This is a genomic window from Asanoa sp. NPDC049573, from assembly GCF_040676615.1.
Classification (GTDB): domain Bacteria; phylum Actinomycetota; class Actinomycetes; order Mycobacteriales; family Micromonosporaceae; genus Asanoa.
The window spans coordinates 152,469-173,184 of the sequence record NZ_JBFAPI010000008.1 but is presented as its reverse complement, the minus strand read 5'-3'; the positions used below and the strand labels follow the sequence as shown (position 1 = coordinate 173,184).

Annotated in this window: 18 protein-coding genes; 16 read left to right on the top strand and 2 right to left on the bottom strand. The window is 70.3% G+C overall.

The genetic code is table 11. From position 1 onward, the window contains the following. Positions 1-1,098 carry a 1,2-phenylacetyl-CoA epoxidase subunit PaaE gene (gene paaE, locus AB0J74_RS20055; protein ID WP_363449912.1) on the top strand — a complete coding sequence of 366 codons (1,098 nt, stop codon included), beginning with the start codon at positions 1-3 and terminating at the stop codon, positions 1,096-1,098. Here the strand turns inward: paaE and AB0J74_RS20050 are convergent. Further along, positions 1,086-1,940: an SWIM zinc finger family protein gene (locus AB0J74_RS20050; RefSeq protein ID WP_363449910.1), complete on the bottom strand. Its 855-nt coding sequence runs from the start codon at positions 1,938-1,940 to the stop codon at positions 1,086-1,088. The two genes, paaE and AB0J74_RS20050, sit on opposite strands and share 13 nt — an antisense overlap. After that, positions 1,940-4,801, bottom strand: coding sequence for a DEAD/DEAH box helicase (locus AB0J74_RS20045; protein ID WP_363450249.1), 2,862 nt, complete (start codon positions 4,799-4,801; stop codon positions 1,940-1,942). The genes AB0J74_RS20050 and AB0J74_RS20045 overlap by 1 nt, the downstream gene beginning before the upstream one ends. Before the next feature lie 85 nt (positions 4,802-4,886). On the opposite strand from AB0J74_RS20045, the gene mqnC reads away from it, so the two are divergent. The 15 genes from mqnC (at position 4,887) to nuoK (ending at position 20,714) form a co-directional block, all read left to right on the top strand. Beyond that, the gene (mqnC, locus tag AB0J74_RS20040; RefSeq protein WP_363449908.1) at positions 4,887-6,077 is read left to right on the top strand and encodes a cyclic dehypoxanthinyl futalosine synthase; all 1,191 of its coding nucleotides are present in this window, start codon (positions 4,887-4,889) and stop codon (positions 6,075-6,077) included. Between the two features lie 315 nt (positions 6,078-6,392). Continuing rightward, positions 6,393-7,559, top strand: coding sequence for an LPXTG cell wall anchor domain-containing protein (locus AB0J74_RS20035; protein WP_363449906.1), 1,167 nt, complete (start codon positions 6,393-6,395; stop codon positions 7,557-7,559). 66 nt (positions 7,560-7,625) lie between these two features. Continuing rightward, a complete protein-coding gene (locus AB0J74_RS20030; protein WP_363449904.1) occupies positions 7,626-8,318 on the top strand; it encodes a demethylmenaquinone methyltransferase in 693 nt (230 codons plus the stop codon). Between the two features lie 186 nt (positions 8,319-8,504). Beyond that, positions 8,505-9,788, top strand: coding sequence for a geranylgeranyl reductase family protein (locus AB0J74_RS20025; protein WP_363449902.1), 1,284 nt, complete (start codon positions 8,505-8,507; stop codon positions 9,786-9,788). 93 nt (positions 9,789-9,881) lie between these two features. Then, a complete protein-coding gene (locus AB0J74_RS20020) occupies positions 9,882-10,247 on the top strand; it encodes an NADH-quinone oxidoreductase subunit A (protein WP_116067388.1) in 366 nt (121 codons plus the stop codon). 16 nt (positions 10,248-10,263) lie between these two features. Beyond that, on the top strand, positions 10,264-10,938 hold the full coding sequence (locus AB0J74_RS20015; RefSeq protein WP_116067387.1) for an NADH-quinone oxidoreductase subunit B: 675 nt from the start codon (positions 10,264-10,266) through the stop codon (positions 10,936-10,938). A gap of 146 nt (positions 10,939-11,084) precedes the next feature. Beyond that, positions 11,085-11,786 carry an NADH-quinone oxidoreductase subunit C gene (locus AB0J74_RS20010; protein ID WP_363450247.1) on the top strand — a complete coding sequence of 234 codons (702 nt, stop codon included), beginning with the start codon at positions 11,085-11,087 and terminating at the stop codon, positions 11,784-11,786. After that, positions 11,783-13,111: an NADH-quinone oxidoreductase subunit D gene (locus AB0J74_RS20005; RefSeq protein ID WP_363449899.1), complete on the top strand. Its 1,329-nt coding sequence runs from the start codon at positions 11,783-11,785 to the stop codon at positions 13,109-13,111. The genes AB0J74_RS20010 and AB0J74_RS20005 overlap by 4 nt, the downstream gene beginning before the upstream one ends. After that, entirely contained in the window at positions 13,108-13,938 is an 831-nt protein-coding gene (gene nuoE, locus AB0J74_RS20000) for an NADH-quinone oxidoreductase subunit NuoE (RefSeq protein ID WP_363449897.1), read from the top strand. The genes AB0J74_RS20005 and nuoE overlap by 4 nt, the downstream gene beginning before the upstream one ends. An 80-nt stretch (positions 13,939-14,018) precedes the next feature. Beyond that, positions 14,019-15,254, top strand: coding sequence for an NADH-quinone oxidoreductase subunit NuoF (gene nuoF, locus AB0J74_RS19995; protein WP_363450245.1), 1,236 nt, complete (start codon positions 14,019-14,021; stop codon positions 15,252-15,254). Next, positions 15,254-17,692, top strand: coding sequence for an NADH-quinone oxidoreductase subunit G (locus AB0J74_RS19990; RefSeq protein ID WP_363449895.1), 2,439 nt, complete (start codon positions 15,254-15,256; stop codon positions 17,690-17,692). Before nuoF ends, AB0J74_RS19990 begins: the two co-directional genes overlap by 1 nt. Beyond that, positions 17,689-19,077, top strand: coding sequence for an NADH-quinone oxidoreductase subunit NuoH (gene nuoH / locus AB0J74_RS19985; RefSeq protein ID WP_363449893.1), 1,389 nt, complete (start codon positions 17,689-17,691; stop codon positions 19,075-19,077). Before AB0J74_RS19990 ends, nuoH begins: the two co-directional genes overlap by 4 nt. 1 nt (position 19,078) lies before the next feature. Continuing rightward, a complete protein-coding gene (gene nuoI, locus AB0J74_RS19980; RefSeq protein ID WP_363449891.1) occupies positions 19,079-19,660 on the top strand; it encodes an NADH-quinone oxidoreductase subunit NuoI in 582 nt (193 codons plus the stop codon). Continuing rightward, positions 19,657-20,418 (top strand): NADH-quinone oxidoreductase subunit J, encoded by a 762-nt coding sequence (locus tag AB0J74_RS19975; protein WP_363449889.1) that lies wholly within the window; start codon positions 19,657-19,659, stop codon positions 20,416-20,418. Before nuoI ends, AB0J74_RS19975 begins: the two co-directional genes overlap by 4 nt. Continuing rightward, complete coding sequence (gene nuoK / locus AB0J74_RS19970) at positions 20,415-20,714, top strand: NADH-quinone oxidoreductase subunit NuoK (protein WP_116067379.1); 300 nt, start codon at positions 20,415-20,417, stop codon at positions 20,712-20,714. Before AB0J74_RS19975 ends, nuoK begins: the two co-directional genes overlap by 4 nt. The last annotated feature ends 2 nt before the right edge of the window (positions 20,715-20,716 follow it).

Here is a 20,716-nt window from a genome sequence, read left to right as displayed (position 1 = left end):
ATGAGCGTGACGATCAGCCGGCCGACCCGCCGGCGCCCGGTGTTCCACCCGCTGCCCGTGGCGGCGATCGACCGGCTGACCGACGACGCCGTCGCGATCACCTTCGCTGTGCCGGCCGAGCTGCGCGACCAGTTCGCCTTCCGGGCCGGCCAGCACCTGACCGTGCGCAAGGTCGACGACGACGCCCGCCGCTCGTACTCCATCTGCTCGACGCCGTCGGCCCTGGAACGCGACGGGCTGCTCCGGATCGGTGTCAAGGAGATACCCGGCGGCGTCTTCTCCAGCTACGCGGCGAGCGCGCTGCGCAGCGGCGACGCCATCGACGTGATGCCGCCGCTCGGCAAGTTCACCTCGCCGTTCGAGCCCGGCCGGCGCCGGCACTACGGCGCGATCGCCGCCGGCTCGGGCATCACCCCGGTGCTGTCGCTGATCGCCACCGCCCTCGCCGTCGAGGAACAGAGCCAGTTCACCCTGGTGTACAGCAACCGCTTCGCGCGCAGCGTGATGTTCGTCGACGAGCTCGGCGACCTCAAGGACCGATACGCCGCGCGGCTGCACGTGGTGCACGTGCTCTCCCAGGAGCCCGGCGAGTCCGAGCTGCTCTCCGGTCGGATCGACGCCGACCGGCTGGCCCGGCTGCTCGACTCGCTCGTTCCGGCCGAGCAGGTCGACGAGTGGTTTCTCTGCGGCCCCTACGGCCTGGTCACCGACGCCCGCAACGTGCTCGCCGGCCGCGGTGTCACGACCGTGCACACCGAGCTGTTCCACGTCGACGACGTGCCCGAACCGCCGCGCCGCGCCAGCACGGCCGACGACGCCGCCCCGGTCGAGGTCTCGGTGCTGCTCGACGGCCGGGTGTCCACGCTGCGGATGCGCCGTGACGAACGGGTCCTCGACGCCGCGCTGCGGGTCCGCTCCGAGCTGCCGTTCGCCTGCAAGGGCGGGGTCTGCTCGACCTGCCGGGCCCGGATCGTCGAGGGTGAGGTCACGATGGCCCGCAACTACGCGCTCGAGCCCGACGAGGTCGCCCGCGGCTACGTGTTGACCTGCCAGTCGAGCCCGGTCACCGACAAGCTGGTCGTCGACTACGACGGCTGATCGCCGGGTTCGCCGGCCGGCTCGTCGTTCGCCGGCTCGGCCAGTTGCCGGTAGACCGGCCGGAGCAGGTCGACCAGCGGGATATGCCGCACCCGCACCGGCGGCGGGTCGAGCACCCGCAACAGCAGTTCCGGCGGCGCGGCCGTCCCGCCCGGCAGCTCCTTGAGCCGCGCCAGCGAGGTGCCCGCGGTGTAGAAGTCGGCCACCGTCAGCGGTGCGTCCGGCACGTCGAGCGGGTCCACCGGCTGGTCGTCGACGACCGGGCCGCGCAGTGCGCCGAGCAGGTCGTCGCGCTCGCGGCCGCGCCAGGCCAGCACCAGGAACGGGTCGTCGTCGAACGCCTCGGCGAGCAGGTAGAGCACCGCCGACAGGTGCTTGCACGGGAAGCCCCAGTCGGGGCAGGAGCAGCGCATGTCGAACTCGGCCGGGAACAGCGGCAGGCCGAGTTCGTCGAAGACGGCCACGATCTGGGTCGGCATCTCGCCGGCGAGCAGCTTGGCCCGGAACACCGCCTGGTCGGCGAGCGCTCGTTCGACCCGGGTCCAGGCTTCCTCGTCGTACGGCGGAATTTTGATCTCGATCTCGTAGGGCTCCGTGCGCGAGCCCTGCACCCGCGCGCGCACCTGACCCGGCTCGAGGTCGAGGTTGAGCACCTGGCCGGCGCGCGCGTAGCGGCGACCGCGGTCGAGCCGGCCCTTGTCGCAGATGCCTTCCAGGATGTCGATGAACCGGCGTGACCACCACTGCTCGCCGATCGTGCCGCGCTTGGAGCGGGCCTTGATGCCGCCCTCGACCTTGATCGCCTTGCCGCCCTCGAACCAGCCGTCCGGACCGATCGGCATCAGCCCACCGCCTTCGGATCGAGCGCGAACAGGTCGCGCAGCTCCTCGGTGGACAGCTCGGTGAGCCACTCCTCGCCGGTGCCGACGACGCTCTGTGCCAGCGCCTTCTTCCGCTCGATCATCTCGTCGACCCGCTCCTCGATGGTGCCGGTGCAGATGAACTTGCGGACCTGCACGTTGCGGGCCTGCCCGATCCGGTAGGCGCGGTCGGTGGCCTGGTCCTCGACGGCCGGGTTCCACCACCGGTCGACGTGGATGACATGGTTGGCGGCGGTCAGGTTGAGCCCGGTGCCCGCCGCCTTGAGCGACAACAAGAAGATCATCGGCTCGGTATCGTCCTGGAACCTGGCCACCAGCTCGTCGCGCCGCTGTTTGGACAGCCCACCGTGTAGCCAGAGCACCGGCCGGTCGAGCTGCGCCGCGAGGTAGGGCTGGAGCAGGGAACCGAACTCGGCATACTGCGTGAAGACCAGCCCCTTGTCGCCTTCTTCGACGATCTCCTGGGTCAGCTCCTGCAGCCGGGCCAGCTTCCCGGACCGCCCAGCGAGCCGGGAGCCGTCCCGCAACAGGTGCGCGGGATGGTTGCAGACCTGCTTGAGCCGGGTCATCGCGGCCAGCACGTTGCCGCGCCGCTCGATGCCCGAACTCGACCCGATCTTGTTGAGCATGTCGTCGACGACGGCCTGGTAGAGCGCGGCCTGCTCCGGGGTCAGCGGGCACCACACCTTCATCTCCAGCTTCTCCGGCAGGTCGGAGATGATGGTCTTGTCGGTCTTGAGCCGTCGCAACACGAACGGCCCGGTGGCCCGCTTGAGCGCCGCGGCCGCCTCCTCGTCCTGCCGCACCTCGATCGGCTCCTGATACCGCCGCCGGAACGTCTTGGCCGGCCCGAGCATCCCGGGATTGGCGAAGTCCATGATGGACCACAGCTCGGCGAGATGGTTCTCGACCGGCGTGCCGGTCAGCGCGAGCCGGGTCCGCGCGGGAATCGCCCGCACGGCCTGCGACTGCCGCGCGGCCGAGTTCTTGATCGCCTGCGCCTCGTCGCAGACCACCCGCCCCCACTCGACCGCCCGCAACGCGTCAAGATCCCGCAGGGCCGTGCCGTAGGTGGTGATGACCAGGTCGGCCGTCTCCAGCCGGGCGGCGTCCCGGGTCGCGCCGTGATGCACGTAGACGTCGAGCGAGGGCGCGAACTTCTCGGCCTCCTTACGCCAGTTGCTCACCAGCGACATCGGGCAAACCAGCAGCGTCGCCCCGACGTCGGAAGCCTGCTCCCGCTCGGAAAGCAGCAGTGACAGGGTCTGGGCAGTTTTCCCCAAGCCCATGTCGTCTGCCAGGACGCCGCCGATGCCCAGGCGGGTGAGGAAGTCGAGCCAGGACAGGCCGCGTTCCTGGTACGGGCGCAGGGTGCCCTGAAAAGCCGCCGGCGTCGGGGTCGGCCGCAGGCGGTGGTCGGCGTCGCCGGACAGGAGGTCGCCGAGCCAGCCGTCGGCGTCGACCGTGACCAGGGGCAGTTCCTCGTCACCGCCCGCGGCGACCTGGCCGAGCACCTCCGCGATCGTCATCTCGCCCGAGCGGTGCTGCTCGACCGCGCGGATCGCGGCCGTGAGCTGGCGGTCGTCGAGCTCGACCCAGCGGCCCTTGACCCGCAGCAGCGGCACCTTGAGACGGGCCAGGTCGTGCAGGTCGTCGGCGCTGATCTCCTCGTCGCCGACCATCAGGTCGACTTTGAAGTCGACGAGTTGGTCCCGGCCGACGCCCTGCGCGGCCAGGGCCTTGCCGGCGGCTTTCGCGCGGGTGGTGAGCTTCAGGCCCAGGCTCTTGCGCCCCGCCCAGGCCGGCAACTGCACCCCGTAGCCGGCGGCCTGCAGCAACGGCGCGGCCTGGCGGAGGAACGTGAACGCGGCCGCCGTGTCCAGGGTGCTCTCGGTCGGTCGGGCCACCCGGAGCGCCTCGTCGAGCGGTGGGAACAGGCGCACCGCGCGGCCGAGGCCGGCCAGCAGCGTCTCGTCGGGGCGCGCGGGCAGGCCGGGCACCCGCTGGCCGGCCCAGACGACCTCGGCCGGTACGTACAGCGACGGGTCGTCGACCGACTGCAGCGCGAACTCGAGGTCCCAACGGTCGGTGGTGGGCAGCGGCTCGACCAGCCGGAAGCAGACCCGGACCGGGTCGTTGGCCTGGTGCGCGGCGGCGTGCCAGGCGCCGAGCGCGGTGCGCAGCGCGGCCAGTTCCGGCCGTTGCGCCGCGGTGGCGGTGACGGTCGGGTCGGGCGCGGTCAGCGCGCGCATCCAGCGGTCGGCGACCGGCGCCTTCGGGCCCGGGCGGTGACCGAGCAACAGGCGGTCGGGGAGGGACGACCGGGCCGCCGCGTCGACGAAAGCGTCGAGCAGGCCGTGCAGCACCTCGCCGGGTGGCGGCGCGCCGGCAGCCCGCAGCGCCGGTGGCATCGCGGCCGCCAGCGTGCGGAACGCGGTCGCGTCACGGCCGGTCAGCACCGGGCGCCAGCGTGCCGCGTGGGTGCCGGCCTCGGTCACCAGCGCAGGCAACAGGCGGCCGCGGCGGAGCAGGCCGCGCGCGTATTCGGCGACCACGGCCAGGTAACGCAGATCACCGCCGGCGTCGTCGTCGAGCGTGCTGAGCAGGTCGAACGCGGCGGCCGGATCGACCACACGGGCCTGCACCGGCCACTGCGCGAGCACCGCGTCCGCCGGCGGTTCGGCCGACGCGGGCAGCGGGCGACCGTCGGCTGTGGGCAGCGTGAGGGTGAGCGTGACCAGCTCGCCCGGGCCGTCGGGCGGCGTCGTCTCACCCCACAGGGCCAGCCGACCGCCCGCCCATACGCCGTGCACCACCGTCACCCCGACAAACCCCTCCTGCGCGACGATCGACACTACCCGCGCGGTCCGGCCCGATGCCCGATTGCCGCCGGGCTAGGCTCGGTGGGTGGACAACCGGCGGGAGATCGACGACGTTCTGCAGCGTGGCGCCGACGGCGGTCGGATCACCGCCGAGGAAGCGCTGCTGCTCTACACCGAGGCGCCGTTCCATGCGCTCGGCGAGGCGGCCGACGCGGTGCGCCGCCGGCGCTACCCGGACGGGATCGTCACCTACCTGATCGACCGCAACATCAACTACACCAACGTCTGCGTGACCGCGTGCAAGTTCTGCGCGTTCTTCCGGGCGCCCAAGCACGCCGAGGGCTGGACCCACCCGACCGAGGAGATCCTGCGTCGCTGTGGCGAGGCGGTGGAACTCGGTGCGACCCAGGTGATGCTGCAGGGCGGCCACCACCCAGACTACGGCGTCGAGTACTACGAGGAGCTGTTCGGCGCGGTCAAGGCCGCATACCCGCAGCTGGTCATCCACTCGATCGGCCCGTCCGAGATCCTGCACATGGCGAAGGTCTCCGGCGTCTCGCTCGACGAGGCCATCTCCCGCATCAAGGCCGCCGGTCTCGACTCGATCGCCGGTGCCGGTGCGGAGATGCTGCCCGACCGGCCGCGCAAGGCGATCGCGCCGCTCAAAGAGTCCGGTGCGCGCTGGCTCGAGGTGATGGAGATCGCCCACGGCCAAGGCCTGGAGAGCACCGCGACGATGATGATGGGCACCGGCGAGACCAACGCCGAGCGGATCGAGCACCTGCGGATGATCCGCGACGTGCAGGACCGCACCCGCGGCTTCCGGGCCTTCATCCCGTGGACCTACCAACCGGAGAACAACCACCTCAAGGGGCGTACGCAGGCCACGACGCTGGAATACCTCCGGCTGATCGCGGTCGCCCGGCTGTTCTTCGAGACGGTGCCGCACCTGCAGGCGTCGTGGCTGACCACCGGCAAAGACGTCGGCCAGCTCGCGCTGCACATGGGCGTCGACGACCTCGGCTCGATCATGCTCGAGGAAAACGTCATCTCCTCGGCCGGTGCGCGGCACCGGTCCAACCTGCACGAGCTGATCTGGATGATCCGGTCCGCGGGCCGGATCCCGGCGCAGCGCGACACCCTCTACAACCACCTGCGCGTGCACCTGACGCCGGCCGACGACCCCACCGACGACCGGGTGGTCTCGCATTTCTCGTCGATCGCGATGCCCGGTGGCGGGGCCGGCACGCCGCTGCCGCTCGTCGAATCACGCTGAAAAACGTTTCAGCCGAGCGTTCGGCAACATTTCGGCAACGGTCAGCACACGATTGATACCGGCTGCTAGCGGGCGGTTTTCGTGGGTCGATAGCGTCCCTGACGTCGCCGCAGCACGCGGCACCCGGGCTTGCCCACGAGACGCCGACCGCTAGGCGGTCGTACATATAGAGCCGAAGCGGGATGGGAAACCATCCCGCTTCGGCGTTTTTCGATCCGATCACCGTCTGGCGCCGGCGCGCGCCGGGAGTTACTGTGCGCTGTTCTCACCTGTCACACAGGTCACACCAGCCTCGTTAACCCCATGAGGGAGCAGATGAACACGCGCTTGCGCGCCGCGGCTCTCAGCGCCGGCGCCGCCACCGTTCTCGCGGTCGGCCTTGTCGCCGTCGCCGGCCCGGCCGTCGCGGCCGCCGCCGGGCCCGATGTCGCCGTCACACCGATCAGCCTCCACATCGCCAAGGGCGTCAAGGAGGCTAAGGCCAAGCCTTTCCAGGTCGAGCTGCGCAACTTCGGCAGCGGCGACGCGACCGGCGTCTCGGTCAAGGTCGAGCTGTCCAACCTGACCGGAAAGATCGGGTATGTCACGCCGGCCGGCTGCAGCAAGGCCGGCAAGGCGGCCTACACCTGCCCGATCGGTGACATCGCCGCCGGGCAGGACGTGGTGATCGGCGTTCCGCTGTTCAACGCCAACGGCAAGAAGGGCGACGGCGGCTACTTCACCGTCACCGCGATCGTCCCCGGCGACACCAACGACGAGAACAACGTCGCCGACGTCGACGTCACCGTCGAGCCGAAGAGCTACGACCTGACGGTGTGGGCGCAAGACGTCTACGCCGGTGTGGTCGCCGACGGCGACGAGGTCGGCGAGGAGACCAGGACCCCGGTCCCGCCGGGTGGCACCGCGCCGCTCGACTCGGCGATCTTCAACAACGGCAGCAAGCGCGTGGTCGGCATCGCCTACGCGGTCAAGCTGCCCGAGGGCACCTCGGTCGCGTCCATGCCGGACGGTTGCGTGGCCCGCGAAGACGCCAACGGCATCGTCTGCGAAGACGACGAGGTCGTGCTCAAGCCGGGCGAGGTGCTGCTGCCGGAGATCACCGTCAAGGTCGCCGCCGACGCGCCTGCCGGTGTGCTCACCGACGGCATCATCGACGCGACCGCGGTCGACCCGGGTGCCACCGACCCGGAGGAGCCCGGTGACGAGGGGCGGATGGCCACCCAGGGCCAGCGCAAGCAACTCGTCGACGCCGACCCGATCGACAACCAGGCCCGGTTCGACGTGTTCGTCGGCGCGGCTCCGTCGGGCGAGCCGACCACGCCGGCTCCGGGTGAGCCGGGCTCGCCGGGCGAGGGTGGCGGCAGCCTGCCGCGCACCGGCTCGTCGACCGCTCTGATCGCCGGCGTCGGTGTCGCGGTTCTCGTCGCCGGTCTGGTGCTGGTGCTGGCCATGCGTCGGCGCCGCCGCTTCGTCGCGGAGTGACTGAGAAAGCCAGCGATACGCGGCCCGCTCCCACCTCGGGAGCGGGCCGTTCCATAGAGTGGCCGGGTGACGCGCGCCAACTTGGACAAGCAGCCGCACGAAGTCGCCGAGATGTTCGACGGGGTCGCCGAGCGGTACGACCTGACCAACACCGTCCTGTCCTTCGGGCAGGACCGCGGCTGGCGGCGGGCCACCCGGGCCGCGCTGCATCTGCGGACAGGGGAGAAGGTCCTCGACGTCGGCGCCGGCACCGGCGTCTCGACGGAGGAACTCGAACGCTCCGGCGCCTACGCGGTGGGCGCCGACCTGTCGATCGGGATGCTCCGCGCCGGCCGCCACAGCCGCCCGTTCGTGCCGCTGCTGGCCGGCGATGCCCTGAGGCTGCCGTTCGCCGACGCCACCTTCGACGCGGTGACCATCTCGTTCGCGCTGCGCAACGTCGTCGACACCCGCGCCGCCCTGCGTGAGCTGGCCCGGGTCACGAGGCCCGGCGGCCGGCTGGTGGTCTGTGAGTTCAGCCACCCGACCAACTTCACCTTCCGCACCATCTACCTCTCCTACCTGATGCAGTCACTCCCGGCGGTCGCTCGGCGGGTGTCCAGCAACCCGGACGCCTACGTCTACCTCGCGGAGTCGATCCAGATGTGGCCCAACCAGCGCGATCTTGCGACCCGGATCCAAGAGTCCGGATGGGGCCAGGTGGGGTGGCGGAATCTGTCCGCGGGGATCGTCGCGCTGCACCGCGGCGTACGCCAATGATGATTTTTCGGATATGCCGCGTTGGCGAAACGGACATCGATCAACAACTCGCTGGTCCGCCCGGTGTTAGGTATACCTAACCGGCCGCCCGCAGTATCCACGGTTCTAGACTCCATCCGATGAGCTTGTGAAGCATTTCACGAGCCCCGCCAAGGGTGATAAAGCCGGGTCAGAGGGGGAGTCGTGGTGGCCACCAGCAGCGACAACGACGCCGACGTGATCGTCGTCGGCGCCGGTCCGGGTGGCTCGACGACCGCCTACCACCTGGCGCGGCACGGCATTCGCGTGCTGGTGCTGGAGAAGTCGCAGTTCCCGCGGGAGAAGGTCTGCGGCGACGGGTTGACCCCGCGCGCGGTCAAGCAGCTCATCAAGATGGGTGTCACGGCCGGCGGCTCGTTCGAGGAGCAGGGCTGGCTGCCCAACAAGGGCCTGCGGGTGATCGGCGGCGGCGTCCGCCTCGAGCTCGACTGGCCCGACCTGGCCAGCTTCCCCAACTACGGCCTGGTGCGCACCCGCTTCGACTTCGACGACCTGCTCGCGAAGCAGGCCGTCAAGGCCGGCGCCGACCTGCGCACCGGCGTGACCGTCACCGGCCCGGTCGTCGACGACACCGGCCGCGCCATCGGCGTCAAGGCCGACACCGAGGGCGGCGAGCCGCGCGAGTTCCGCGCCCCGCTGATCATCTCGGCCGACGGCGTCTCCGGCCGCTTCCCGCTCGCGCTCGGCCTGGCCAAGCGCGAAGACCGGCCGATCGGGGTGGCCGTCCGGCGCTACTACCACTCGCCGGCCAAGCACGACGACGACTACCTCGAGTCGTGGCTCGAGCTGCGCAGCAAAGAGGGCGGCGACCGGCTGCTGCCCGGCTACGGCTGGATCTTCGGCATGGGCGACGGCAGGGTCAACGTGGGCCTGGGCGTGCTCAACTCGTCGGCCGCGTTCGGCAAGACCAACTACCGCCGGATGCTCACCGAGTGGCTCGGCGCGACGCCCGACGACTGGGGCATGAACGACGAGGCCAACGCCGACGGCCCGATCCTCGGCGCGGCGCTGCCGATGGGCTTCAACCGGGTGCCCCACTACACCCGCGGCGTGCTACTGGTCGGCGACTCCGGCGGCATGGTCAACCCCTTCAACGGCGAAGGCATCGCGTACGCGATGGAGTCCGGCGAACTCGCCGCGGAGGTGGTCGCGCAGGCGCTCGGCCGCACCGGCGTCGACCGCGAGCGCGCGCTGGCCGCCTACCCGGCCGAGCTGAAGGCGCGCTACGGCGGCTATTACCGGCTCGGCAACATATTCGTCAAGATGATTGGCAACCCGCACATCATGCGGATCGCCACCAAGCACGGGATGCCGCACCCGACGCTGATGCGGTTCGTCCTCAAACTGCTGGCAAACCTGACGGATCCGCGCGGTGGCGACGCGATGGACCGCGTCATCAACGCGATGACCAGGGTCGTGCCAGCCGTGTAAGCACAGCACCCCGCCGGGCGCACGCCCGCACAACGGTGAATACTCAGACGCTGATTCCCGACAGAGGGCAGGAAGGACGAGCAGGGGAAGACCATGACGCTCTCGCCGTACGCACCGATCCTGGGGCTGTTCGCCCTGGCTGCCTTCTTCGCGCTGTTCTCCGTCGCGTCGGCCCGGATCGCCGGCCCGCGCCGGTACAACCGGGCCAAGCTCGACGCTTACGAGTGCGGCATCGAACCGAGCCCGCAGCCGGTCGGCGGCGGCCGGTTCCCGATCAAGTTCTACCTGACGGCGATGCTCTTCATCGTCTTCGACATCGAAATCATCTTCCTCTACCCGTGGGCCGTCAGCTTCGACGCGCTCGGCCTCTTCGGGTTCGTCGAGATGGTCATGTTCATCGGCACCGTGTTCATCGCCTACGCCTACGTCTGGCGCCGCGGCGGCTTGGACTGGGACTGAAGGGAGGCACGCCAGCATGGGTATCGAAGAGAAACTCCCCGCGGGCGTCCTGCTCACCTCCGTGGAGAAGCTGGTCAACTGGTCCCGCAAGTCGTCGGTCTGGGGCGCCACGTTCGGCCTCGCCTGCTGCGCGATCGAGATGATGGCCGCCGGCGGCCCGCACTACGACCTGGGTCGCTGGGGCATGGAGGTGTTCCGCGCTTCGCCCCGCCAGGCCGACCTGATGATCGTGGCCGGCCGGGTGTCGCAGAAGATGGCGCCCGTGCTGCGCCAGATCTACGACCAGATGGCCGAGCCCCGCTGGGTGCTCTCCATGGGCGTCTGCGCCAGCAGCGGCGGCATGTTCAACAACTACGCGATCGTGCAGGGCGTCGACCACGTCGTGCCGGTCGACATGTACCTGCCCGGCTGCCCGCCGCGGCCCGAGATGCTGATCGACGCGATCCTCAAGCTGCGCGAGAAGATCAACCACGAGCCGCTCGGCCCCAACGGGCGCAAGATGCTCGAGCAGCGTAAGGAGCGCGGTGACGTGCCGGTCGTGCCCTACGGCTCGATGCCTTCCTCTTACCGCAACGACAAGGCCCGGCGGGCCGAGTGGACCCAGGCGGTTCGCGAGGGCCGCGAGGAGCAGTTGCGGATCGAGAACTGGATGAAGGAAGAACGTCATCTCCAGGGAGGTGGACGGTGGTGACCACGTCGCCCGGCAAAGACCCGGTGGCCAACAAGGACCCGGTAGCCGACCCGAAGGAGCACGCGCAGCGGACTCCGCCGCCCGACGAGACGGCCAACCCGACCAACCAGCAGCCGGCCCCGCCGAGCGCCAAGCCCGGTGGCGGCGTGCCGGTGCAGGCCACGCCGGTCGGTGCCACCACCGGCGCCCCGGCCGAGCTGCCTCCGTCCTCCGTGGCCGGTCGCGGCATGTTCGGCATCTCCGGCTCCGGTGACACGTCCGGCTTCGGCGGCCTGGTCCGCCGGCGCGTCGGTGGCGGCGGCAGCGAGCGGCCCTACGGCGGCTACTTCGACGAGGTCTACGACGCACTCGACGAGGCGTTCCCGGGTCTCGACGACGCCATCGAGAAGGTCGTCGTCGACCGCAACGAGCTGACGCTGCACGTCAAGCCCGAGCGGATCGCCGAGGTCTGCCGCACGATGCGCGACGACGAGTCGCTGCGCTTCGAGCTGTGCTCGTCGGTGTCCGCTGTGGACTATCTCGGTGCCGACGAGCGCCGGCTGCACGTGACCTACCACCTCGCGTCGATGACCTACCGGCGCCGGGTGCGGCTCGAGGTCGCGGTCGGCGTCGAGCACCCGCACGTGCCGTCGGTCACCCAGGTCTACCCGACCGCCGACTGGCAGGAGCGGGAGACCTACGACATGTTCGGCATCATCTTCGACGGCCACCCCGGCCTGACCCGGATCCTCATGCCGGACGACTGGGAAGGCCACCCGCAGCGCAAGGACTACCCGCTCGGCGGGGTCCCGGTCGAATACAAGGGCGCCGAGATCCCCGCGCCGGACCGGCGGAGGAGCTACCAGTGACCACGAACCCGACCTACGCCACCGAGCGCGAAACGTCCGAGGGCAAGGTCTTCACCGTTACCGGCGGCGACTGGGACACCGTTGTCAGCGGCACCGACCCGGTCAGCGACGAGCGCATCATCGTCAACATGGGTCCGCAGCACCCGTCGACACACGGCGTGCTGCGGCTGGTCCTCGAACTCGAGGGTGAGACGGTCCGTGATCTGCGCTCGGTCGTCGGCTACCTGCACACCGGCATCGAGAAGAGCATCGAGTACCGCAACTGGGTGCAGGGCACGACGTTCGTGACCCGGATGGACTACCTCTCGCCGATCTTCAACGAGACCGCCTACAGCCTGGCGGTGGAGAAGCTGCTCGGCATCGAAGACGAGATCACCGAGCGGGCCACCACCATCCGCGTGCTGATGATGGAGCTCAACCGGATCTCGTCGCACCTGGTCTGGCTGGCCACCACCGGCATGGAACTGGGCGCCATCTCGATGATGTTGTACGGCTTCCGCGAGCGCGAATACATCCTCGAGATCTTCGAGATGGTCTCCGGCCTGCGGATGAATATGGCCTACGTGCGCCCGGGCGGCGTCGCGCAGGACGTGCCGGACAGCGCGGTCAAGAAGATCCGCGAGTTCCTGGCGATGATGCCCAAGAAGCTCAAGGAGTACGAGGACCTGCTCTCCGGCCAGCCGATCTGGACCGAGCGCACCCAGGGCGTGGCCGTGCTCGACGTGACCGCCTGCGTCGCGCTGGGCGTGACCGGCCCGGTGCTGCGCTCGGCCGGCCTGCCGTGGGACCTGCGCAAGACGATGCCCTACTGCGGCTACGACACCTACGAGTTCGACGTGCCGACCTCGACTGATGGCGACGTGTGGGGCCGCTACCAGGTGCGGCTCGCCGAGATGCGCGAGTCGCTCAAGCTGATCGAGCAGTGCCTCGACCGGCTCCGGCCCGGCCCGATCATGGTGCACGACAAGAAGATCGCCTGGCCGGCGCAGCTCGCGATCGGCACCGACGGCCTCGGCAACTCGCTGGAGCACGTCGCCAAGATCATGGGTCAGTCGATGGAGTCGCTGATCCACCACTTCAAGCTCGTCACCGAGGGCTTCCGGGTGCCGCCCGGCCAGGTCTACGTGGCGATCGAGGGCCCGCGCGGGGAGTTGGGCGCCCACGCGGTGTCCGACGGCGGCACCCGGCCCTACCGGGTGCACTTCCGCGAGCCCAGCTTCGTGAACCTGCAGGCGCTCCCGGCGATGGCGGAGGGCGGCCTGATCGCCGACGTCATCGCCGGTGGAGCGTCGCTGGACCCGGTGATGGGTGGGTGTGACCGATGACGACGCCAACGACGGTCTTCGACGAGGAGATCCGGCAGCGGGCCCGGGAGATCCTGGGCCGCTACCCGGCCGACCGCGTCCGGTCCGCCCTGCTCCCGCTGCTGCACCTGGTGCAGTCGGTCGAGGGGCACGTCTCGCCGGCCGGCGTGGAGTTCTGCGCCGAGGTGCTGGGCATCAACAAGGCGCAGGTCGGCGCCGTCGCGTCGTTCTACACGATGTACAAGCGCCGCCCGACCGGTGACTACCTGGTCAGCGTCTGCACCAACACGATGTGCAACGTGCTCGGCGGCCAGGAGGTCTACGACACGGTCAGCGAGCACCTCGGTGTCGGGCACGACGAGACCACCGCCGACGGCTCGATCACGCTCGAACACGCCGAATGCCTGGCGGCCTGCGACTACGGCCCGGTCATGACCGTCAACTACGACTTCTTCGACAACGTGACGCCCGACAGCGCGGTGGAACTGGTCGACGAGCTGCGCCGGGGCAACCGCCCGCAGCCCAGCCGCGGCGCCCGGCTCTGCACGCTCAAGGAGATGTCGCTGCAGCTGGCCGGCTTCCCGGACACCCGCGCCGAGGCCGTCGCCGACGGCGTGGCCGGCGACCCGACGCTGCGCGGCCTGCAGTTGGCCCAGCAGCACGGCATCGCGGTCGCGGGCTTCGACCCGGACACCCCGATCAAGAAGAAGGACGACGCCGGCTCCGCGAAGCCGGCGGCGCAGGCCGGCGCGGCCGCGAGCAAGCCGGCGAGCGACGCGAAGCCGGCCGGCGACGCGCCGAAGCCGCAGGAAGACAAGCTGCGCGGCGCCAAGGAGGCGAACAAGTGACCACCACTCCGCGGCGGGAGGTCCTCGAGAAGCTCACGCCGGTTCTCACCAAGCGGTGGCTGTCGCCCAACGCCTGGACGATGAAGACCTACGAGCAGCTCGACGGTTACGGTGCGCTCAAGAAGGCGCTCAAGGCCCACCCCGACGACCTGATCCAGCTCATCAAGGACTCGGGCCTGCGCGGCCGCGGCGGCGCCGGCTTCCCGACCGGCCTCAAGTGGGGCTTCATCCCGCAGGGCGACGGCAAGCCGCACTACCTGGTGGTGAACGCCGACGAAGGCGAGCCGGGCACCTGCAAAGACCTGCCGCTGATGACCCACGACCCGCACTCGCTGATCGAGGGCGTGATCATCGCCAGCTACGCGATCCGCGCCGAGCGGGCCTACATCTACATCCGCGGCGAGGCCGTGCACGCCGCCCGCCGGCTGCGCAACGCGGTCGTCGAGGCCTACGACAAGGGCTACATCGGCCGCGACATCCTCGGCTCGGGCTTCAACCTCGACGTGGTCGTGCACAGCGGCGCCGGCGCCTACATCTGCGGCGAGGAGACGGCGCTGCTCGACTCGCTGGAGGGCTTCCGCGGCCAGCCGCGGCTGCGCCCGCCGTTCCCGGCGACGCACGGCCTCTACGCCTCGCCGACGGTGGTCAACAACGTCGGCACCATCGCCAGCGTGCCCTACATCGTGCTGGGCGGCGCCGACTGGTGGAAGACGATGGGCACCGAGAAGTCGGCCGGCCCGATGATCTACTCGCTGTCCGGCCGGATCAACAACCCCGGCCAGTTCGAGTGTTCGATGGGCATCACGCTGCGCGAGCTGATCGAGCTGGCCGGCGGCATGCAGCCCGGCCACCAGCTGCGCTTCTGGACCCCGGGCGGCTCGTCGACGCCGCTGCTCACGGCCGACCACATGGACGTGCCGCTCGACTTCGAGAGCGTGGCGGGCGCCGGCAGCATCCTGGGCACCACGGCGACGCAGATCTTCTCCGACCAGGACTGCCCGGTCTACGCGACCTACCGGTGGCTGGAGTTCTACCACCACGAGTCGTGCGGGAAGTGCACGCCGTGCCGCGAGGGCAACTACTGGATGGTGCGGGTCTACGAGCGGATCCTCTCCGGCCAGGGCACCCACGAGGATCTCGACACGCTGCTCGACACCTGTGACAACATCCTGGGCCGCTCATTCTGCGGCCTGGGCGACGGCGCGACGAGCCCGGTGACGTCCTCGTTGCAGTACTTCAAGCAGGACTACCTCGACTACATCGAGGGCCGGACGGCTCCGCGGCTGTCCGAGAAGGCTCTCGTGGGGGCGCACTGATGACCGACGTAGCGAAGAAGGCCGACGAGGTCACGCTGACCATCGACGGCGTCGAGGTGACCGCGCCGAAGGGCACGCTGCTGATCCGGGTTGCCGAGCAGCTCGGCATCGCGATCCCGCGGTTCTGCGACCATCCGCTGCTGGCGCCCGCGGGCGCCTGCCGGCAGTGCCTGGTCGAGGTCGAGGGGCAGCGCAAGCCGGTCGCCTCGTGCACCCAGCCGGTCGCCGACGGCATGGTGGTCAAGACGCAGCTCACCTCTCCGGTCGCCAAGAAGGCACAGGAGGGCATCATGGAGCTGCTCCTGATCAACCACCCGCTCGACTGCCCGATGTGCGACAAGGGCGGTGAGTGCCCGCTGCAGAACCAGGCGATGTCGACCGGCCGCGCCGACTCGCGGTTCCACGAGCACAAGCGCGAATACCCGAAGCCGATCAACATCTCCTCGCAGGTGCTGCTCGACCGCGAGCGATGCGTGCTCTGCCAGCGCTGCACCCGGTTCTCCGAGGAGATCGCCGGCGACAAGTTCATCGACCTGATGAACCGCAGCAGCGCCGAAGAGATCAACGTCTACCGCGACGAGGTCTACGACGGCGACGCCGGCGACGACTCCGCCGGTGACGTGCCGTTCAACTCCTACTTCAGCGGCAACACCGTGCAGATCTGCCCGGTCGGCGCGCTGACCGGAGCGCAATACCGGTTCCGTTCCCGCCCGTTCGACCTGGTGTCGTCTCCGTCGGTCTGCGAGCACTGCTCGGCCGGTTGCGCGCAGCGCACCGACCACCGCCGCGGCAAGGTCCTGCGCCGGCTGGCCGGCGACGACCCGGCGGTCAACGAGGAGTGGAACTGCGACAAGGGCCGGTGGGGCTTCCGCTACGCGACGGCCACCGACCGGCTGACCACCCCGCTGGTCCGCGACTCCGGCACCGGTGAGCTGCGCGAGGCGTCCTGGAGCGAGGCGCTCCGCGTCGCCGCCGACGGGCTGCGCGCGGCCCGCGACGGCGCCCACGGCGTCGGCGTGCTGACCGGCGGCCGGCTGACCGTCGAAGACGCCTATGCCTACGCCAAGTTCGCCCGGGTCGCCCTGGGCACCAACGACATCGACTTCCGGGCCCGGCCGCACTCGGCTGAGGAGACCGAGTTCCTGGCCTCCTCCGTGGTCGGCACCACCGAGGTGACCTACGCCGACGTCGACAAGGCGCCGGCCGTGGTCATCGTGGGCCTGGAGCCGGAGGAAGAGGCGCCGATCCTCTTCCTGCGCCTGCGCAAGCAGTTCACCAAGCGCAAGCTGCCGATCTACGCGCTCTCCCCCTACGTGACCCGCGGGCTGGAGAAGCTCGGCGCCAAGGTCGCCCGGATCATCCCTGGCGAAGAGGCCCGGGTGCTCGCGGAGCACGACGTCGTCGCCGAGGCGCTCAAGGCGCCGGGCGCGCTGCTGCTCGTCGGCGAGCGGCTGGCCTCGGTGCCCGGTGGCCTGTCGGCCGCGGCGGCACTGGCGGAGCGCACCGGCGCGAAGCTGGCCTGGGTGCCGCGGCGCGCGGGTGACCGCGGTGCCGTCGACGCCGGCTGCCTGCCGAACCTGCTCCCGGGCGGGCGCCTCACCACCGACGCGGCGGCGCGGGCCGAGTTGGCCGGCGCGTGGGACCTGGCGGCCGGGGTCATCCCGAGCCAGCCCGGCCGCGACACCGACGCGATGATCGTGGCGGCCGCCGGCGGCCGGCTCGGCGCCCTCGTGGTCGCCGGCGTCGACCCCGCCGACCTGGCCGATCCGAGGCTGGCCGAGCAGGCCCTCGACACGGTGCCGTTCCTGGTCAGCCTGGAGGTCCGGCGCAGCGCGGTCAGCCGCCGCGCCGACGTGGTCTTCCCGGTCGCGCCGGTCGCCGAGAAGGCGGGCAGCTTCCTCGACTGGGAGGGCCGGCTGCGCACCTTCGAGACGGTGCTGCACACCGACGCGATGAACGACGGCCGGGTGCTCGACGCGCTGGCCGCCGCGCTCGACGTCACGCTCGGCACCGGCGACGTCAACCTCGTCCGCCGCGAGTTGGGCGGCCTGCCGGTGACCCGGTCCGACCGCCCGCAGGCACCGGCGCACGAGCCGGCCGACGTGGTGGAGCCGGCCGAGGGCGAAGCGGTGCTGGCGACCTGGCACCAGCTCATCGACCTGGGCAGCCTGCTCGACGGCGACGAGGAGCTGGCCGGCACGGCCCGCCCGCCGGTGGTCCGGCTCGACAAGGCGACCGCCGAGACCATCGGCGTCGCCGACGGTGACGCGGTGACGGTCGGCACGGGCCGCGGTGCGGTCACCCTGCCGGCGATGATCACTGAGATGCCGGCCGGCGTCGTCTGGCTGCCGACCAACTCGCCCGGCGCGACCACCCGGCGGACGCTCGGCGTCACCTCCGGTGCGGTCGTCTCGATCTCGGCTGGAGGGGCTCGATGACGCCTGCGGTCTACCTCGCGCAGGACCCGACGCTGTCCGACTTCGGGCACGATCCCTGGTGGATCGCGCTCATCAAGATCGTTGTCGCGTTCGTCTTCGCGGTGCTCGCGACACTGCTCGGCGTGTGGTTCGAGCGGCGCGTCGTCGGCTTCATGCAGGTGCGTCCCGGCCCCAACCAGGTCGGCCCGCTCGGCCTGCTGCAGACACTCGCCGACGGCCTGAAGATGGCCTTCAAGGAAGACATCCTCCCGAAGGCCGCCGACAAGGTCGTCTACTTCTTCGCGCCGACCATCTCGGTCATCTGCGCGGTGACGGCGCTGTCCGTGATCCCGTTCGGCCCGATGGTGAGCATGTTCGGCCACCACACGCCGCTGCAGGTCACCGACGTGCCGGTGGCGGTGCTGGTGATCCTGGCCGCCTCCTCGATGGGCATCTACGGCATCGTGCTCGGCGGCTGGGCCTCCGGCTCGACCTACCCGCTGCTCGGTGGCCTGCGGTCGAGCGCCCAGATGATCTCGTACGAGGTCGCCATGGGTCTGTCGATCGTCGCGGTCTTCATGACCGCCGGCACCATGTCGACCAGTGGCATCGTGGCCGCGCAGGCCGGCAGCGACCGGAGCGTCTCGCTCGGCGGCTTCGACCTGTTCGCGCCGGGCTGGTACGCGATCCTGCTGTTGCCCAGCTTCATCGTCTACGCCATCTCGGCCGTCGGTGAGACCAACCGCGCGCCGTTCGACCTGCCCGAGGCGGAGTCGGAGCTGGTCGCCGGCTTCATGACCGAATACAGCTCGCTCAAGTTCGCGCTGTTCATGCTCGCCGAGTACGTCAACATGGTGACCGTCTCCGCGGTGGCCACGACGCTGTTCCTCGGCGGCTGGCGGGCGCCCTGGCCGATCAGCATCTGGTCCGGTGCCAACGAGGGTTGGTTCGGCCTGATCTGGTTCTTCGCCAAGGTGATCCTGCTGGTGTTCGTCTTCGTCTGGCTCCGCGGCACGCTGCCCCGGCTGCGCTACGACCAGTTCATGCGGCTCGGCTGGCGGGTGCTGCTGCCGATCAACCTGGTCTGGATCCTGGCGCTGGCCGGCATCCGGGTGCTCCAGAAGGAAGACAGCCAGGCGGTGCGCTGGAGCATCATCGGCGGCGCGCTGGTCGTCATCCTGCTGATCGCGCTGCTCTGGCCCGACCGCAAGCGGCGGGCCGACGTGCCGCTGCAGGAACAGGTCAACCGCCGGCCGCAGGGCAGCTTCCCGCTGCCGCCGATGGATCTGGTGGTGCCGCCGAGCCCGCGGGCCCGGCGCGGCGTGGCCGAGCGGCAGCCGGCCAACGTGGGCGGTGGGCCGGCGGCCGTCATCGACGCCACCCCGACCGAAGAGAAGGAAGACTGAGATGGGCGCCATCACGGGCACGTTCAAGGGCTTCGGCGTCACGTTCTCGCACATGTTCCGCAAGATCGTGACGACCGACTACCCGTTCGAGCCGGCTCCGGCGGCACCGCGCTACCACGGCCGCCACATCCTCAACCGGCACCCGGACGGGCTGGAGAAGTGCATCGGGTGCGAGCTGTGCGCCTGGGCCTGTCCGGCCGACGCGATCTACGTCGAGGGCGGCGACAACACCGACGAGCAGCGCTTCTCGCCCGGTGAGCGGTACGCCAGCATCTACCAGATCAACTATGCCCGGTGCATCTTCTGCGGTCTGTGCATCGAGGCGTGCCCGACCCGGTCGCTGACGATGAGCAACGAGTACGAGCTCGCCCGCGACTCCCGCCAGGACCTGATCTTCACCAAGGAGCAGCTCCTGGCGCCGCTGCTGCAGGGCATGGAGCAGCCGCCGCACCCGATGCGGCTCGGCGACACCGAGAAGGACTACTACGTCGGCGCGCTGACCAACCCCGGCACGTCGGCCGGCGCGGAGAAGGCGCCGTGGTCCGAGACCGGCACGAAAGACGCGACAGGAGAAGCATCATGACGAGTGTCGCGCTCGCGGCGACCGTCACCACCGGCGAGGCGGTCACCTTCTGGATTCTCGCCCCGCTCGCGCTGCTCGGCGCGATCGGGATGGTGGCGGCGCGTAACGCCGTCCACTCCGCGCTGTTCCTGGTGCTGACCATGCTCAGCCTGGGCGTCTTCTACGTCGTGCAGGCCGGTCCCTTCATCGGCCTCGCGCAGATCATCGTCTACACCGGCGCGATCATGATGCTGTTCCTGTTCGTGCTGATGCTGGTCGGCCGGGACGCGTCCGACTCCTTGATCGAGACACTGCGCGGGCAGCGGGTGGCGGCCATCCTGGTCGGCCTCGGCTTCGCCGGGCTCGTCGGCACGCTGCTCGCCCGCGCGGTCGGCGACACCGACGCGGTCGGCCTGGTCGAGGCCAACCGCAACGGCAACGTGCAGGGCATCGCGGCGCTGCTGTTCACGAACTACGTGTTCGCGTTCGAAGTGACCTCCGCGCTGCTGATCACGGCGGCGGTCGGCGCGATGGTGCTGGCGCACATCCACAAGCCGAAGAGCGAACGGCTGGGCCAGCCCGACATCATGCGGCTGCGGTTCCGCCCCGGCAACTACCCGGCACCCGCACCGGGGCCGGGCGTCTACGCCACCTCAGACTCGGTCGCCACGCCGGCGCGCCTGCCAGACGGCTCGCTCAACGTGCGCAGCATTCCCGAGATCCTCCCTACGCGTGAGCTCAGCCCGCGCGAGTCCGCCCCGAAGGGCACCGAGAAATGAACCCGAGCTACTACCTGGTGCTGGCCGGCATCCTGTTCACGATCGGCGCGGTCGGGGTGCTGATCCGCCGCAACGCGATCGTGCTGTTCATGTGCATCGAGCTGATGCTCAACTCGGCCAACCTGGCACTGGTCACGTTCAGCCGGATCAACGGCAATCTCAACGGGCAGATCATCGCGTTCTTCGTCATGGTCGTCGCTGCCGCAGAGGTCGTGGTCGGTCTGGCGATCATCATGACGATCTTCCGGACGCGACGGTCGGCGAGCGTCGACGACGCGAACCTGCTGAAGTACTAGAG

Coding starts and splice junctions, on each gene's coding strand:
- AB0J74_RS20035 (WP_363449906.1), top strand. CDS start 6,393: ATGAACACGCGCTTGCGCGCCGCGGCTCTCAGCGCCGGCGCCGCCACC.
- nuoH (WP_363449893.1), top strand. CDS start 17,689: ATGACGCCTGCGGTCTACCTCGCGCAGGACCCGACGCTGTCCGACTTC.
- AB0J74_RS19990 (WP_363449895.1), top strand. CDS start 15,254: ATGACCGACGTAGCGAAGAAGGCCGACGAGGTCACGCTGACCATCGAC.
- AB0J74_RS20015 (WP_116067387.1), top strand. CDS start 10,264: ATGGGTATCGAAGAGAAACTCCCCGCGGGCGTCCTGCTCACCTCCGTG.
- nuoI (WP_363449891.1), top strand. CDS start 19,079: ATGGGCGCCATCACGGGCACGTTCAAGGGCTTCGGCGTCACGTTCTCG.
- AB0J74_RS19975 (WP_363449889.1), top strand. CDS start 19,657: ATGACGAGTGTCGCGCTCGCGGCGACCGTCACCACCGGCGAGGCGGTC.
- nuoF (WP_363450245.1), top strand. CDS start 14,019: ATGAAGACCTACGAGCAGCTCGACGGTTACGGTGCGCTCAAGAAGGCG.
- nuoK (WP_116067379.1), top strand. CDS start 20,415: ATGAACCCGAGCTACTACCTGGTGCTGGCCGGCATCCTGTTCACGATC.
- paaE (WP_363449912.1), top strand. CDS start 1: ATGAGCGTGACGATCAGCCGGCCGACCCGCCGGCGCCCGGTGTTCCAC.
- nuoE (WP_363449897.1), top strand. CDS start 13,108: ATGACGACGCCAACGACGGTCTTCGACGAGGAGATCCGGCAGCGGGCC.
- AB0J74_RS20020 (WP_116067388.1), top strand. CDS start 9,882: ATGACGCTCTCGCCGTACGCACCGATCCTGGGGCTGTTCGCCCTGGCT.
- AB0J74_RS20050 (WP_363449910.1), bottom strand. CDS start 1,940: ATGCCGATCGGTCCGGACGGCTGGTTCGAGGGCGGCAAGGCGATCAAG.